The organism is Pseudomonas gozinkensis (assembly GCF_014863585.1).
Classification (GTDB): Bacteria; Pseudomonadota; Gammaproteobacteria; order Pseudomonadales; family Pseudomonadaceae; genus Aquipseudomonas; species Aquipseudomonas gozinkensis.
Genome location: NZ_CP062253.1, coordinates 2,879,103 through 2,892,633, shown reverse-complemented (window position 1 = coordinate 2,892,633; position 13,531 = coordinate 2,879,103). Strand labels below are relative to the sequence as shown.

The 13,531-nt window shown below is 59.4% G+C and carries 15 protein-coding genes; all 15 read right to left on the bottom strand.

Going from position 1 to position 13,531, the window contains the following annotated elements; all coding sequences use genetic code 11:
• Window positions 1-21 precede the first annotated feature (21 nt).
• Entirely contained in the window at window positions 22-2,409 is a 2,388-nt protein-coding gene (locus tag IHQ43_RS12760; RefSeq protein ID WP_192564641.1) for a TonB-dependent receptor plug domain-containing protein, read from the bottom strand.
• Window positions 2,410-2,516: 107 nt separating this feature from the next.
• On the bottom strand, window positions 2,517-3,572 hold the full coding sequence (locus tag IHQ43_RS12755; RefSeq protein ID WP_192564640.1) for a substrate-binding domain-containing protein: 1,056 nt from the start codon (window positions 3,570-3,572) through the stop codon (window positions 2,517-2,519).
• Between the two features lie 31 nt (window positions 3,573-3,603).
• Window positions 3,604-4,629 (bottom strand): ABC transporter permease, encoded by a 1,026-nt coding sequence (locus tag IHQ43_RS12750; protein ID WP_192564639.1) that lies wholly within the window; start codon window positions 4,627-4,629, stop codon window positions 3,604-3,606.
• A complete protein-coding gene (locus IHQ43_RS12745) occupies window positions 4,622-6,178 on the bottom strand; it encodes a sugar ABC transporter ATP-binding protein (protein WP_192564638.1) in 1,557 nt (518 codons plus the stop codon). The genes IHQ43_RS12750 and IHQ43_RS12745 overlap by 8 nt, the downstream gene beginning before the upstream one ends.
• An 8-nt stretch (window positions 6,179-6,186) precedes the next feature.
• Entirely contained in the window at window positions 6,187-6,858 is a 672-nt protein-coding gene (locus tag IHQ43_RS12740) for a methionine ABC transporter permease (protein ID WP_007955507.1), read from the bottom strand.
• Entirely contained in the window at window positions 6,855-7,655 is an 801-nt protein-coding gene (locus IHQ43_RS12735; protein ID WP_192564637.1) for a methionine ABC transporter ATP-binding protein, read from the bottom strand. The genes IHQ43_RS12740 and IHQ43_RS12735 overlap by 4 nt, the downstream gene beginning before the upstream one ends.
• Window positions 7,652-8,461: a MetQ/NlpA family ABC transporter substrate-binding protein gene (locus IHQ43_RS12730; protein WP_045121784.1), complete on the bottom strand. Its 810-nt coding sequence runs from the start codon at window positions 8,459-8,461 to the stop codon at window positions 7,652-7,654. Before IHQ43_RS12730 ends, IHQ43_RS12735 begins: the two co-directional genes overlap by 4 nt.
• A 42-nt stretch (window positions 8,462-8,503) precedes the next feature.
• Window positions 8,504-9,556, bottom strand: a complete 1,053-nt coding sequence (locus IHQ43_RS12725) for an isopenicillin N synthase family dioxygenase (RefSeq protein ID WP_192564636.1) — start codon at window positions 9,554-9,556, stop codon at window positions 8,504-8,506.
• A gap of 250 nt (window positions 9,557-9,806) precedes the next feature.
• Window positions 9,807-10,202 (bottom strand): hypothetical protein, encoded by a 396-nt coding sequence (locus IHQ43_RS12720; RefSeq protein ID WP_192564635.1) that lies wholly within the window; start codon window positions 10,200-10,202, stop codon window positions 9,807-9,809.
• Window positions 10,203-10,328: 126 nt separating this feature from the next.
• A complete protein-coding gene (locus IHQ43_RS12715; RefSeq protein WP_039771176.1) occupies window positions 10,329-10,592 on the bottom strand; it encodes a PAAR domain-containing protein in 264 nt (87 codons plus the stop codon).
• A gap of 93 nt (window positions 10,593-10,685) precedes the next feature.
• The gene (locus tag IHQ43_RS12710; RefSeq protein WP_192564634.1) at window positions 10,686-11,198 is read right to left on the bottom strand and encodes a DUF4265 domain-containing protein; all 513 of its coding nucleotides are present in this window, start codon (window positions 11,196-11,198) and stop codon (window positions 10,686-10,688) included.
• The gene (locus tag IHQ43_RS12705) at window positions 11,195-11,572 is read right to left on the bottom strand and encodes a hypothetical protein (RefSeq protein ID WP_192564633.1); all 378 of its coding nucleotides are present in this window, start codon (window positions 11,570-11,572) and stop codon (window positions 11,195-11,197) included. Before IHQ43_RS12705 ends, IHQ43_RS12710 begins: the two co-directional genes overlap by 4 nt.
• 256 nt (window positions 11,573-11,828) lie before the next feature.
• On the bottom strand, window positions 11,829-12,443 hold the full coding sequence (locus IHQ43_RS12700; RefSeq protein WP_192564632.1) for an Imm43 family immunity protein: 615 nt from the start codon (window positions 12,441-12,443) through the stop codon (window positions 11,829-11,831).
• A gap of 119 nt (window positions 12,444-12,562) precedes the next feature.
• Window positions 12,563-12,826: a PAAR domain-containing protein gene (locus IHQ43_RS12695; RefSeq protein WP_096821618.1), complete on the bottom strand. Its 264-nt coding sequence runs from the start codon at window positions 12,824-12,826 to the stop codon at window positions 12,563-12,565.
• A gap of 53 nt (window positions 12,827-12,879) precedes the next feature.
• Entirely contained in the window at window positions 12,880-13,440 is a 561-nt protein-coding gene (locus IHQ43_RS12690; RefSeq protein ID WP_192564631.1) for an imm11 family protein, read from the bottom strand.
• Window positions 13,441-13,531: the final 91 nt, after the last annotated feature.

Genomic DNA, 13,531 nt, shown 5'->3' with positions numbered 1-13,531 from the left:
CGCCATCCATGGCGGCAAAACTTAGAAGCCGTAAGTGGCGGTTGCGTAGTAATAAGCGCCATTGGTGCCGATCGGCGACAGCACGTCATACGGCAGGTTGCCGCCGTAGTTGATGGCCGAGCCGGAGCGCTCCGGGTAGTTGTCGGTCAGGTTGTTGCCGCCTAGGGCGATGCTGAATTTGGGGGTGAATTTGTAGGTCACCTCGGCGTCCAGTTGCCACACCGCACCGTAGGTCTGCTCAGGCTGCGAGTCGCCGAAATCGAACACCCGAGTGGTCTCGCCCTGGCGGGTCAGACGCCCGAGCAGGCCCCAGTGTTCGCTGGTCCAGTTGGCGGAAAACACGAAGCGATCCTTCGGTGCGGCGTCAGTCAGGGTGTTGCGTTCCTCGACGCCGACCAGCGCGTCATTGCCGATCCCTAAGGCGGTCAGCTGCGACGGCGTGCCCTTGGTGCTGGTGACCTTGGTGTGGTTGTAGGTGTACGCGGTGGTCAGACCCAGTTGCCCGTCGTAGAACGGCTGATGGTAGTTGAGCACCAGTTCGGCGCCGTCGGTGCTGGTGTCGGCGGCGTTAGTGAAGAAGTTGACGTCGTGCACGCCCGCCACGCCGAAGTTGTCATTGATGTAGCTTTCCAGCGCGTCGCTGCCGATTCGCTGCGACAGGGTGATGCGGTCTTTGACGTCGATGCGGAACACGTCCAGCGACGCATCGAAGCGTTCGTTCAACTGGAACGTCAGGCCGAGGCTGAAGTTCTTCGAGGTTTCCGGATCGAGTTTTTCCGCGCCCAGGGCACGGGCAATCGGGTCGTTGACCGACAGCACGCGGATGTCGGTGAGCGTGCCGCCGTCGCCGAAGTTGCTGGTGGTGTTCTGGAAACCGCTCTGGGCCAGCGACGGCGCGCGGAAGTTGTTCGACACCGCACCGCGCAACGCCCATTGATCGGTCAGCTTGTAGCGACCGCTGAGCTTGCCGGTGAGTTTGCTGCCCGCGTCGTCGTAATGTTCCCAGCGCGTGGCGGCGTCGACGAAGAAGCGGTCGGTGAGATCACCGGACAATTCGGCGTAGGTGCCGAACACATTGCGATCCAGATCCGACTCTTCACTCGGGCGCAGGCCGTTGGCGCCATCGGCCCCGGAGCCGCTCCAGGAAGCCTCGTCCCCGGCAAAGGTCAGGTAGTTTTCATAGCGATATTCGCCGCCCACCGCCAGCACGAAAGAGCGGCCGCCAAGGCGCAATTCGCGGCTGAAATCCAGGTTGGTGGTGGTCTGGCGCAACTCGTAGTCGCCGGTGTCGAAGCGGGTCGGCGAGTCCGCACCGAGACTCACGTTGAGAGTGCGACGGGTCGCTGATTCGAAGCGGTTGCGACCGTGGGTGACGCTGCTGTCGAAATCCCAGTCGTCGCCGATCAGGCCTTTGTAGCCGGCGGTGGCGGAGATGTCGGTGTTGTCGCCCAGCGATTGCGGCAAGTAGCCGTTGGGGTAGAACTGCGGCTGCTCGGACGGGTAACGATAGAACTCGTCGCCGGTAGTGTGACGCTCGTTGTAGGTGCCGAAGCTGTAAGCCTTGCCGCCGGCCAGCGGCAATTCGCCGTTGAACCAGGCGTTGACATCCCGCGCCACGCCGTCGCCCATCACGTAGTTGCGCTGGCCCGGGGTATCGGCGAAACCGTCGTAGCCGGCGCGGTTGGTCGGGTTGCGATCCTTGTACTCGGTGCCGCCGCGAATGAAGCCGCCCTCCTCACCCAGTCGCGTGCCGATCTTGGCCGTGGTCACGCTGTTCTGGCCATCGGTGGTGGTTTTGCCGATGGCGTCCTGATGGGTGTGATAGGCGCCGTAGCTGGTGGAGACTTCGCCGCCTTCGGGCGCATCATCGAGGATGATGTTGATTACCCCGGCAATCGCGTCGGAGCCGTATTGCGCGCCGGCGCCGTCACGCAGCACTTCGATGCGTTTGATCGCGCTGATCGGGATCGAGTTGAAATCCACCGGCGCCGTGCCGCGACCGATTTTCGACGAATCGTTGACCACTGCCGACGTGTGGCGGCGCTTGCCGTTGACCAGCACCAGCACCTGATCCGGGCTCATGCCACGCAGCTGCGCGGCGCGCACGTGGTCGGCGCCGCCGGAGTTGGACTGGCGCGGAAAACTGAACGACGGCAACAGCGTCTGCAACGCCTGACCCAGCTCGCCGCCACTGGCGCCGGCGGTCTTCAGGTCCTCGGCGGTCAACACATCCACCGGCACCGGCGAATCCAGCACCGTGCGCGCGGTGCCCCGAGTGCCGGTGACCAGCACGGTACCCAGCCGGGTGTCATCGTCGACGTGCGCAGAAGTTTCTTCGGCTTGTGCGGGAAGTTGCCAGATCGCACTGACAACAGCGACAGCCAGTAATGAACGGGAACGGTGAACCATGTGACAGCTCCTTTTATCGCAGCTAATACCCGTCCGCTGCCGACAAAAAGGAGTCGTCAGTCAGTGCACGGCAAATGTCTGCTGTAGCTTTTTTGGTGTTGGGATTTTCAGTTCGCCACGGGAATCCACGGCGCCCGCGCGACATTGGCGGTGTCACCGAAGGCCGGCAGTTTCTGCCCCAGATCGCGGACGTTTTTCACATCCAGATCCAGCAACTGCTGGCGGGTAATCAGGGTCGGCGGCACCAGCACCTTGTGCCCCGGATTCTCGCCGGCAATCAGCATCGCCAGGCTGCGCACGCTGATCGCGCCGGCCACTTGCGGATTGACCGCAGCGGTGGCGGCCCAGGCGCTGTCCGGCTCTTTCATGATCTGGATGTCGGCGGTGGAAATGTCGGCGCTGTAGATCTTCACCTTGCGGCTCAGACCAGCCTCGTCCACGGCAATCTTCGCGCCTTTGGCAAACTCGTCGAACGGCGCAAAAATCACGCTGATCCCCGGATTGGCCCGCAGCACGGCGCTGGCCTGATCGGCCACCGAATTGGCGATCGGCGGATTGAGGGTGCCGAAACGGGCCTTCTCGATGATCCCCGGATTGCTCGCCTTGACCTGGCTCCAGATCTCGTCGCGGCGCTCCATCGGCGTGAAGCCGCTGATGTAGACGTACCCGGCGTCGAAGCGGGTGCCGTTGTCCTTGACCGCCTGATCGAGTGCCAGACGCGCCAGCGCGTGGTGATCCTGCTCGACCTGGGTCACTTGCGGCGTGTTCAGGTCGACGTCGAAGGCGACGACCTTGATGCCTTTGGCGAGCGCCCGGTCGATCGGGCCTTTGAGGGTTTCCGCCAGCCCCAACTGGACAATGATCCCGTCGACACCGAGGTCGGCGGCCTGATCGATCATCTCGCCCTGGCTCGCCGCCTGTTGCCGCGCGTCGAACACCCGCAGGTTGGCGCCCAGCGCTTCGGTCTGTTTCTCCACACCGCGCAGGTAGGCTTCGGGGAAATCCCCGGAGAACAGATAGCCCACCAGCGCGATCTGTACCTGACCTTTATCGAACGGTGCCGGCGCGCCGGGCAAGGCCTTGGCCTGGGCATTGAGGGCCAGCGCCGAGAGCAACGCCCCGACGAGGCAATGACGTGCGAACTGTTTGATTGAACCGTGCATGGATCTTTCCTTGAAGCATCAATGAACCGGCTCAGCGCGCCCGATGCGCGAGGCCGAAGGTGAACATCAGGGCCAGCACCAGCACCAGTCCCTTGACGAAATCCTGCGCGTAATACGGCGCGTTGAGCATGGTCAGGCCGTTGAGCAATGAAGCCACCAGCAGCGCACCGACCAGCGTGCCGAACGCGTTGGGCTTCTTCGCCCCCAGCACGGCAAAACCGATCAGCGCAGCGCCCAGTGCATCGAGCACCAGGCCATTACCGGAGCTGACATCACCGCGCCCCAACCGCGCCGCCAACAACAATCCGCCCAGCGATGCGAGCAGCGCCGAAAGCACATAAGCCAGCCACTTGAAGCGCTGCACCGGCGCACCGGCCAGACGCGCCGCCTGCTCGTTGCCGCCAATCGCATAGAACAACCGGCCGATGCGCGTGCGCTCGAGAAACAGCCACACCGCCACCGCGACCACCGCCGTGATCAAGACCGGAACCGGCACGATGTCCCACAGTCGTCCACGACCCAGTGCCAGAAACAACGCACTGAACGAACCTTCGGCCTCGTCGCCGTTGGGCAAGGTCATGCCCACCGCAATCGAGCGCCCGCCCGTGGGAATCAGTTGCACGCCGATCACCAGGAACATGCTGCCGAGCGTGGCGAGAATGTCAGGCACGCGCATCTTCACGATCAGCCAGCCGTTGAGCAGCCCCACCAGCGCGCCACCCGCCAGGCTGATCAGCACCGCCGGCACCGCGCCCCAGCCGAGCACCACCATCACGTAACTGGCGATCATCAGGCTCATCGCCGCCACCGCGCCGATCGACAGATCCAGCCCGCCGACAGCCATGGTCAGCGTCACGCCCAACGCCAGCAGCGCGACAATCGACACCGACTGCAGAATGCTGAACAGATTGCCAACCCGCAGGAACGCCGGTTCCGCGACACTGAAAAACACCACGATCAACGCCAGCACCCACAACAGGCCGTAGCGGATCAGCGCTTGCACGAAGCGCTCGGACGGCGCCGGGGCGGATGACAACAGGGAACTCGAATCAGGCACTCGCTCTACTCCTTGGCGCGGCTTGAACAAAAGAATTGTGCGGATCGTTGCCGGCCAGCGCCGCGACCAGGGTGGCGCGATCCAGCCCGACACGCGGGTACTCGGCCACCACCGCGTGATCGCGCACCAGCAGGATCCGGTCGGCGATCTCCAGCGCCTCATCGACATCTGAGCAGATCACCAGCGTGGCGCGGCCAGCGGCGCTGTCACGCAGCAACTGTCCGATCTCACGCCGGGCACGCACATCGACGCCCTGAAACGGCTCGTCGAGGATCAGCACCCGGCCCTCGCCGAGCAGCCAGCGTCCGAGCACGACTTTCTGCTGATTGCCGCCGGATAGCGCGCTCATCGGCACATCGATACCGGCAGTCTTGATCCCCAGCGCCGCGACCTGCGCCTCTACCGCCGCCGCTTCAGCACGATTGCGGATGAAACCGCCACGGGTGAAGCGTTCGAGAAACGGCAAGGTCAGGGTTCGACGCAATGAAAAATCCGCCACCAGCGATTGGCTCGCGCGATCTTCGGCGGCGAAAAACACACCACTCTGGATTGCCTGCCGTGGCGAGCCCGGTTGCCAGTCGATGCCGTCCAGTTGCAATGATCCGGACAACGGTTTGCGCAGCCCGAACAGCACTTCGGCGATCTCGCTTTTGCCGGCGCCGAGCAAGCCGGTCAGCACCACCACTTCGTTTTCGTGCAGGGTCAGATCGAAAGCCTGGGTGCGCGGCAGGATTCTCACGCCGCGCAGTTTCAGCACTTCGAGCCCCGCCGCTCGCGGTGAGTAGACGTGGGCTTCCAGCGCCTGACCAAGCATCGCTTCCAGTGCCTCTGGCAATTGCCGGGCACTGAATTCACCGGCCAGTTGCCCGTCACGCAACACCACGGCGCGGTCGGCCACCCGTTGCAGATCGGAAAGCCGATGAGAGATGTACAGAATCGCCACGCCACGACTGCGCAAGGTGTCGATCAGACCGAACAGGCGCTGCGCCTCGGCATCCGACAGAGCCGCCGTGGGCTCGTCGAGAATCAGCAGGCGCGGTTGCAGGGCGAAGGCGCGGGCCAGCACCACCAGTTGCCGTTCAGCCTGGCCAAGGTGTTCGATCGGTTGCTCCAGCGGCAGCACCAGACCGAGCCCGGCGGCGATACTCGCGGCGCGCTCCAGCAGGCGTTTGCGATTGAGCCAGAAGTCGGCGTCGGGGCGGCACAGTTCATCGAGCAGCAGATTTTCCGCCACACTCAATCCGGGCGCGATGCCTTCGTTGATCTGCTGATGAACCGCGACGATGCCGAACCGGCGTGCCGACAGCGGCGAACTGAAATGCCGTGGCTGACCATCGATCCAGATCTCGCCGCCCTCGTGGGCCTGGCTGCCGGCGAGGATTTTCACCAGCGTCGATTTGCCCGCACCGTTGGCGCCGAGCAGCGCCAGCACTTCAGCAGGAAAAATATCCAGGCTGACCCGATCCAGCGCCCGGTTCGAGCCAAAGGTCTTGCTCAGTTCACGTACACGAATCAGTGGTTCGGAGACCACGGCGACAGGCGCACCCATAAAATTCCTTAACGTCGATGAGCCAGCGAACGCACCAGTCGATCGCCCAGGCTTTGCACGCCCTGGACGAGGATGACCAACACCACGACGGTGGCGACCATCACTTCATTGTTGAACCGTTGATAGCCGTAGCGGATCGCCAGATCGCCCAGTCCGCCGCCACCAATGACCCCGGCCATGGAAGAAAAACCGATCAGCATCACCAGCGTCAGGGTGATGCCCGCCAGCAAGGCCGGCAGCGCCTCGGGCAGCAGCACTTTGAAAATCACGTGGCGGATGTCACCGCCCATGGCGAGGATTGCTTCGATCCGGCCCTTCTCCACTTCATCCAGGGCGTTCTCGACAATCCGCGCAAAAAACGGAAAGGCCCCGATGGTGATCGGCACCACGGCGGCCGTGCTGCCCAGCGTGGTGCCGACCACCAGCCGGGTCAGCGGGATCAGGGCAATCAGCATCACCACGAACGGCAGCGAACGCCCCAGATTGATGATCGCGCCCAAGGCTTGATTGAGCCTCGGCAGCGGGTACAGACCCTGACGGCGGCTGATGAACAGCAACACCCCCAGCGGCAAACCGATCAACAGCGTGAACAACCCGGCGAGCAGCACCATGTACAGGGTTTCGCCGGTGGCGTTGAGCACCAGTTGCAGGATTTCGTTCCAGTCGATCACGCGATTCATGAGTGGGCCGCCCGCACGCCGTATTGCCGCAGAAAACTCAAACCGGGCGCGTCATGCCCCAGCGGCAAGCCGCAACTGGGCCGCAGCGAAGCACCGAGGGCGGACTGCGGATCGGTGAGCAATCTGGCCACCGGCCCCGTCTCCACCAGTTTTCCGTTGGCCATGGATGCGGCGTGATCGCAGATCGACTTGACCACGTCCAGCTCGTGGGTGATCAGCACGATGGTCAAACCGAGCTGGCGGTTGATGTCGCGCAACAGCTCCAGAATCGACGCCGTGGTTTCCGGGTCGAGGGCGCTGGTGGCTTCGTCCGACAGCAGATACGCCGGACGCGCCGCCAAGGCCCGGGCGATGCCCACCCGCTGCTTCTGCCCGCCGGAGAGTTGCGATGGAAAAGCTTCGGCCTTGTCGCTCAGCCCCACCAGATCCAGCAGCTCCCGAACCCGTTCATGGCGCTGTGGTTTGGTGACTTTGGCGATTTCCAGCGGCACCGCGACGTTGTCGAACACGTTGCGCGAATGCAGCAAATTGAAGCCCTGAAAAATCATGCCGATGCGCTGACGCTGGCGGCGCAGTTCGCTATCGGACAGCGCCGTGAGGTCTTCTCCGTCCAGCAGAATCCGCCCGGCATCCGGACGTTCGAGCAGATTGAGACAACGCAGCAACGTTGATTTACCCGCGCCGCTGCGCCCGAGAATCCCGTAGATCGCGCCATCGGGAATGCTCAGCGACACCTGATCCAGCGCCGGCGTCGACGCTGACGGATAGGTCTTGCTCAATTGCTCGACGACGATCATGGCTTGGCATCCGCCACCGGGATCACCGAGCCCTTGAAGTTCTCGGCGATGTACTTGGCGACTTGCGGCGAGGTCAGATCCTTGGCCAGTTGCTGAATGCGCGGATCGTTTTCCAGCTTCGGTGTGGTCACCAGAATGTTGGCGTAAGGGTTGTGTTCGGCCTTCTCCAGACCGAGCGCATCCTTGGCCGGCACCAACCCGGCTTCCAGCGCGTAGTTGCCGTTGATCACCGCCAGGTCCACGTCATCCAGCGCACGAGGCAATTGCGGCGATTCGATTTCGAGAATCTTCAGGTGTTTCGGGTTTTCGGCGATGTCCTTCGGCGTTGCCTGATCGGCCGCCGGGTCATTGAAGCCGGGCTTGAGTTTGATCAGGCCGTTGTCCTGCAACAGGTACAGCGCGCGGCTCAGGTTGGTGACGTTGTTCGGCACCGCGACCGTGCCTTTGTCCGGCACTTGGGCAAAGGTTTTGTGGCGATGGGAGTAAATCCCCAGCGGCTCGATGTGCACCGTGGCGGCCACCGCGAGTTTTTCACCGAGGGCCTTTTCCTGAGATTGCAGGTACGGCAAATGCTGGAAGTAGTTGGCGTCCACATCGCCGTGCACCAGCAGCTCGTTGGAGTTCACGCCCTGCGGGATTTCGATCACCTTGAGGTTGAGCTGCGGATCGAGTTTCTGGATGTACGCCAGAATCTGCGCGTGAGGCACCGGGTCGGCGGCAACGCGCAATGGCTCCAGCGCTTGAGCGCCAAACGAAGTCACCAGCGCGCCGAGGACGGCCAGGGTCAAGCCTGCTTTTTTCAACACTGCTTTTTTCAACATGGGAAAAATCCTTTTGCGAGTGATGGATCAGGCGTTGGCGGTCTTGCGAAGCGGTGTCCGGGTATTCGACGCATCGGCGTAGAAGCGCTGAGCGACATCGGGATGGGAGCGCAGTCGGCCCTTGAGGTAATTCCAGCCGACATCGCGGAACAACGGATTGAGCGGATCACTCGCCGGGCCGCGCGCCTCACGCAACAGCGCCGTCGGCAAGGGATAAAGCGGCACCACCGCATCCAGTTGCGCACCGAGAAAAAACGCAATGGACAAACGCTCGCTGCCCACCGGTGGCGACACCACCCGATGCACCGTGGCGCGCAGGTAACCGTTTGTGGCCAGCTCCAGCAGCTCGCCGATATTCACCACCAAGGTGTTGTCCCGAGGCAGCGCATCGATCCAGCGCCCCTCTTCGATTTCCACTTGCAGGCCGGCCTGCTGGTCTTGCAGCAGGAAGCTGAGAAAACCCGAGTCCTTATGCGCACCGACGCCCTGATTGCTCGCCGTCGAGGCTTGCCCCGGATAACGCATCAGCTTGATGTGTTCGTTGGGTTTGTCGCCGTACAACCGGTCGAAGGCATCTTCCGGCAGCGACAGTGACTGGGCGAATGCGCGCAGCAGACGCAGCGACATCTGGGTCATCGCCTGCTGCCAGTCGAGCAGCAGCGGCTTGAGTTGCGGCAACGCTTCGGGCCATTGATTCGGCCCTTGCAGCCGCGCCCACAACGGACTGTCGGCGTTCAACGGCAAGACGTCGCGCTCGGCGCCCAGATCGAACTGTTCACGTTGATCGGGCTGGCCTCGGGTGATCTCCGAGGCGGCGCGGTTGTAACCGCGAAAGTGCGGCGAATTGATCATGCCGACGGCGGTTTTCTCGCTGTCAGGCAAGGCGAAGAACTGGCGGGCGTAGTCCTGCACTTGTGTGAGCAGGCTGGTGTCGATGCCATGGCCGGTCAGGTAGAAAAAACCCACATCGCGGGCAGCGTGGCGCAAGTCATCGAGAAAGGCCTGGCGTTGCGACGGCGTACCGTCGAGCAGGGACAGGTCGAGGATGGGTAATGCGGTGATGTCTGAGGTGTGCGGCATGATTCACTCCCGTGTGAATCAAACCTGAAGAGTCCGTGATCGATTCAGCGTGTGCCGTCATGGCAATCGGGAGGTCTATCGGTTTGATGCTTTTGATTCGTCTATGAAACAAAACTAAACGATATTAAAAACACCGAACAAATATCTTTTTTGCATTAGCTTAGTTCGGTCTATCGAGGGGCTCGACTGACCTCAGGACCGACCGCAGCAATCGAGTTGCCGTTAGTGTCGGTCCTGAATCAGCTGACTGTTACAGACCGACGCGCTTCAACCCTTCGCGCATGCCCTGATCCGCCTGTTCGCACCATTGTTTGAGGGTGAGGTTCGGTGGCAGATTGCTTTCCAGGCTCTTGTATTCCCCATCCGTGAACACTTCGCCTTTACGGCCAGACTGTTCGCTCTTGTCGCCGTCACGCTTGTCGAAATCGCCAGGCATGTTGCCCACGAATGCGGCCATCTTGTTGGCGTTCTCGGTGCTGTCCGCTTTCAGGAACCCCTTGTCGACACAGCTCTTGATCAGGCCGGACATATTGCGACCGTTGTCGTATATCCCTTTCAGGGTGGCGGCGTCTTGCCCTTCAGCTTGGGCGAGAGTGCAGGTGCCAAAAGCGGCGGCCATGGCGAGAATCAACGAAGCGGTCTTCATATTTATTCCTTTAAATGTTGGAGAATTTTGAACTCTTTTTTGGGTGAAGCATGTTTTGGTTGAAGCATAACTTATTCAAATGACGCGCCGTGAAGTCCGCGTCATGGGAAATGCGCAGGCATGGATTCAGCTGACCACAGCCCCTTTGGGTCCACTGGCGATCAACGCTGCACCGCAGGCGGTTTTCATGCCGTCGAGCGCGATGGGCACACCATCGACGGTGTAGGTGCTACTGCCCTCGGCAATCGGGAAAATCCCCTTGCACAATGGGCAACTGACCTTGTGACCGAGCCCGGCAATCGGCTTGCCGTTGAGGTCGGTCCGAGAGAAGGCTTCGAGGACTTTGCCACCGTGAGTGGTGGAGTCGCCGAGGCGGATTGCGTCTTTCATGTTGTCTCTCCTTTGACCTGGTTACTCAGCCATCCACACGTCTTCGTACCCTTGGGTATCGATGATGAATTTTGCGCCCGTGGCGCAGGGTCGTCAGCCTTCGAGCCACCAGTTCAACAGCGTCTCGTCATCATCGTCATCCAGGTTCTGATAGATGTTGGCGTAATACCATTGAATCCCGGTTCTATCGCGAAATCGGTCAAAAACCTCGTTGATCTTGTTCATCCCGTTGCTCGCTGGAACAGCCAACGAAAGATTGCCCTCAAACACGCCGTCCAGCGTTCCACCCAGTTCACGCCGCACATCGACTTCCAGCTCAGCGATATCCGCAGCTGGAATGGAATCGGCGTAGATGTGAATGCAAAAGTTACCACCTCGTTCAAGCACTACCGCATGGGTGTTTTTGTTTTTGATCGATATGACGTCTCCGCGAGCCATATTCAGCGCCAGCCCGGGTGAGGACAGCAATTCATAGGCTGTCGCGCCTACATGACGAGCCGGGAGTTCCTCGTACACCGGGCCATCAGAGCGATTACCTGCAAATACCTGAATATGAACAGGACTGGTTTTATCGACCAGGCGACAATCCGGTTTTACATCTTTCATATTCGTCTAATCCCTGACCAGACAACCGTTTCCAAAGGGGTGAAATCAATACCCTTGAAATCGATTGCCGCATCCCTGAACGCCTCAGAGCAGATCAAGCTATCACTTCCTGATACCAGTCTTCTGTACTTGAAAAGATCGAGTTTCCAATCATCACCGAGAATTAATTTTTTGAACCTGATTGGCCAGCCCTTTTCCTCTACAAACGTAGAGGCTGGATCGCAGTTTGTCCGTACATCCAACTCATCGAACAACACAGCATTGTAATGTTTTGAGGAAGTGCGTTTTCCGCCCTCCGAAAGCACGTCAATCCTGACGCTATCAACCACATTCACGTTGAAGCTATTGCAGGCGGCTAAAAATTCGTCACTCACCACATAAAAAATTTCGAAACGCTGCGAATATCGAATTCATAGTTTTCATCTTTGGAAATTAAAACCATGCCCTCCGGAAACGGTGTACGCGGCCCGGGCTTCCCCCTTTCCGCGTACCAGGGAAAAAAACCAAATTCAACATCTCTTGTGCAGGAATAATATCTGTCGAAAAGATCAGCACGTAAAATCCCGGCAGGACAGCCTTGCTCCTCTTTCTGTGAAAGCACATAAAAATTCATAAACTCTGTGCTCGCAGTCAAATAGGTCTCACGCCCGACCAGATCACATCCTTCAGAGGAGTGAAGTTCACCCCTTTGATCCCCTCCGCGAGCTTCTTGAACTCACTGGAACAGATAAGCGTATTACTACCTGAAATCAGCCCCTTGAACTTGAACAGATTCCGATTAAAGCCTGCTGGCAATACAAGCTTTTTGAATCTGAAAATCAATCCATCCTCCTCTATAAAAGTCGATGCCGGGTCAGTTTGCGAGCGCGCATCCAGTTCCTCAAAAAGAACAGCATTGTAGTTTCTGGATGAAATACTTTCTCCAGCTTTGGAAACCACCTTGATTGGCACCGAATCAGTAACAGCAACATCCAACTCGCTGCAAACAGACATAAATTCGTCACTAACTATATAAAAGCGGGCAATGCTACGTATATCAAAATCATAGAACTTGTCTTTGGAAATGAGCACCATACCTTCTGGATAAGGCGTGTGAGTTTTGTAATGAATTTTCTCCGCATACCACGGAAAAAAACCATGCTCGACGCCCTTGGTATCTGAATAGAATTTATCGTAAAGATCCGCCTGCAAGAGTCCGACCGGGCAACCGGACTCTTCCTTTTGAGAAAGCACAAAGTATTCCATAATCCCTTCTCCTTGCTTATCCAAGTCTGCGCTGTGTTGTGCCAGGTACGGAAAGACTGGCTCTCAGTCTTGGATGAATCGCTGACCGGAGATCTGATTCCTTATCGAAATTCAGTGATTCAACTGACAACCGCCCCTTTCGGGCCGCTGGCAATCAGCGCGGCACCACAGGCAGTTTTCATACCGTCGAGCGCGATGGGCACCCCATCGACGGTATAGGTGCTGCTGCCCTCGGCAATCGGGAAAATCCCCTTGCACAATGGGCAACTGACCTTGTGACCGACTCCGGCTATAGGCTTGCCATTGAGGTCGGTGCGGGAGAAGGCTTCGAGGACTTTGCCACCGTGGGTGGTGGAATCGCCGAGGCGGATTGCGTCTTTCATGCGGTACTCCTCTGACTTGTGGATTGGCGACTCGCCGACTGACGATCACAGAATCACACCACTTCTATCTCATTCGAAAAATCGAACCCCTTCAGTCCAGATTGCTCTACCTGTTCCTTGAACCGCTCCGTCACAAAGATGCGCTTGATGCCTTCCTCAATCACGAACATGTCTCGCTCGGGCAGGTGGCGAGCGACAAGAACCGCTTTTTCGACTAATAGCCCGTTGGGATATTCCCGGTACTTTGATCGCTCCATGTCCAGGCATTTTTTTACCGGGTCGATCGGGAAGTAGCCGGAAAACGATTTGCGCTTGCTCTCGGTAATGACGGGCAAAAACTGCCCATGCTCAGCCAGAAAGTGTTCGGAGAGAGCCTCGACGGCATCCTCACTGAAGATGACAAACGGGAACAATGCGCAACTGACATCAAACTGGAAGTTCTTCTTGCCGCTGTCGCTGGCAGTCAAGATCAGTCTGACAGGCTCGATACTCTCGTCGAACCGTTTCCACTGCTGCGCCATGGTACGGCTGATAATGCTTTGCTGGTTGGCCGGGTACTCTTCAATAAATGACGAGTAGTCTCGGGTGTTCGATTTCAAGGTGAAGATTTTCATAGTCAATTACCCAGGACGTTGGCCCATTCAGCATTTCTTTGAGCGGATTGCAACGTCCCTCGCAAGGTTCCCATTAAAGGGCATTAAAGGG

Coding starts and splice junctions, on each gene's coding strand:
- IHQ43_RS12710 (WP_192564634.1), bottom strand. CDS start 11,198: ATGAAAGATGTAAAACCGGATTGTCGCCTGGTCGATAAAACCAGTCCT.
- IHQ43_RS12695 (WP_096821618.1), bottom strand. CDS start 12,826: ATGAAAGACGCAATCCGCCTCGGCGATTCCACCACCCACGGTGGCAAA.
- IHQ43_RS12725 (WP_192564636.1), bottom strand. CDS start 9,556: ATGCCGCACACCTCAGACATCACCGCATTACCCATCCTCGACCTGTCC.
- IHQ43_RS12735 (WP_192564637.1), bottom strand. CDS start 7,655: ATGATCGTCGTCGAGCAATTGAGCAAGACCTATCCGTCAGCGTCGACG.
- IHQ43_RS12740 (WP_007955507.1), bottom strand. CDS start 6,858: ATGAATCGCGTGATCGACTGGAACGAAATCCTGCAACTGGTGCTCAAC.
- IHQ43_RS12700 (WP_192564632.1), bottom strand. CDS start 12,443: ATGGAATACTTTGTGCTTTCTCAAAAGGAAGAGTCCGGTTGCCCGGTC.
- IHQ43_RS12755 (WP_192564640.1), bottom strand. CDS start 3,572: ATGCACGGTTCAATCAAACAGTTCGCACGTCATTGCCTCGTCGGGGCG.
- IHQ43_RS12720 (WP_192564635.1), bottom strand. CDS start 10,202: ATGAAGACCGCTTCGTTGATTCTCGCCATGGCCGCCGCTTTTGGCACC.
- IHQ43_RS12690 (WP_192564631.1), bottom strand. CDS start 13,440: ATGAAAATCTTCACCTTGAAATCGAACACCCGAGACTACTCGTCATTT.
- IHQ43_RS12715 (WP_039771176.1), bottom strand. CDS start 10,592: ATGAAAGACGCAATCCGCCTCGGCGACTCCACCACTCACGGTGGCAAA.
- IHQ43_RS12745 (WP_192564638.1), bottom strand. CDS start 6,178: ATGGGTGCGCCTGTCGCCGTGGTCTCCGAACCACTGATTCGTGTACGT.
- IHQ43_RS12760 (WP_192564641.1), bottom strand. CDS start 2,409: ATGGTTCACCGTTCCCGTTCATTACTGGCTGTCGCTGTTGTCAGTGCG.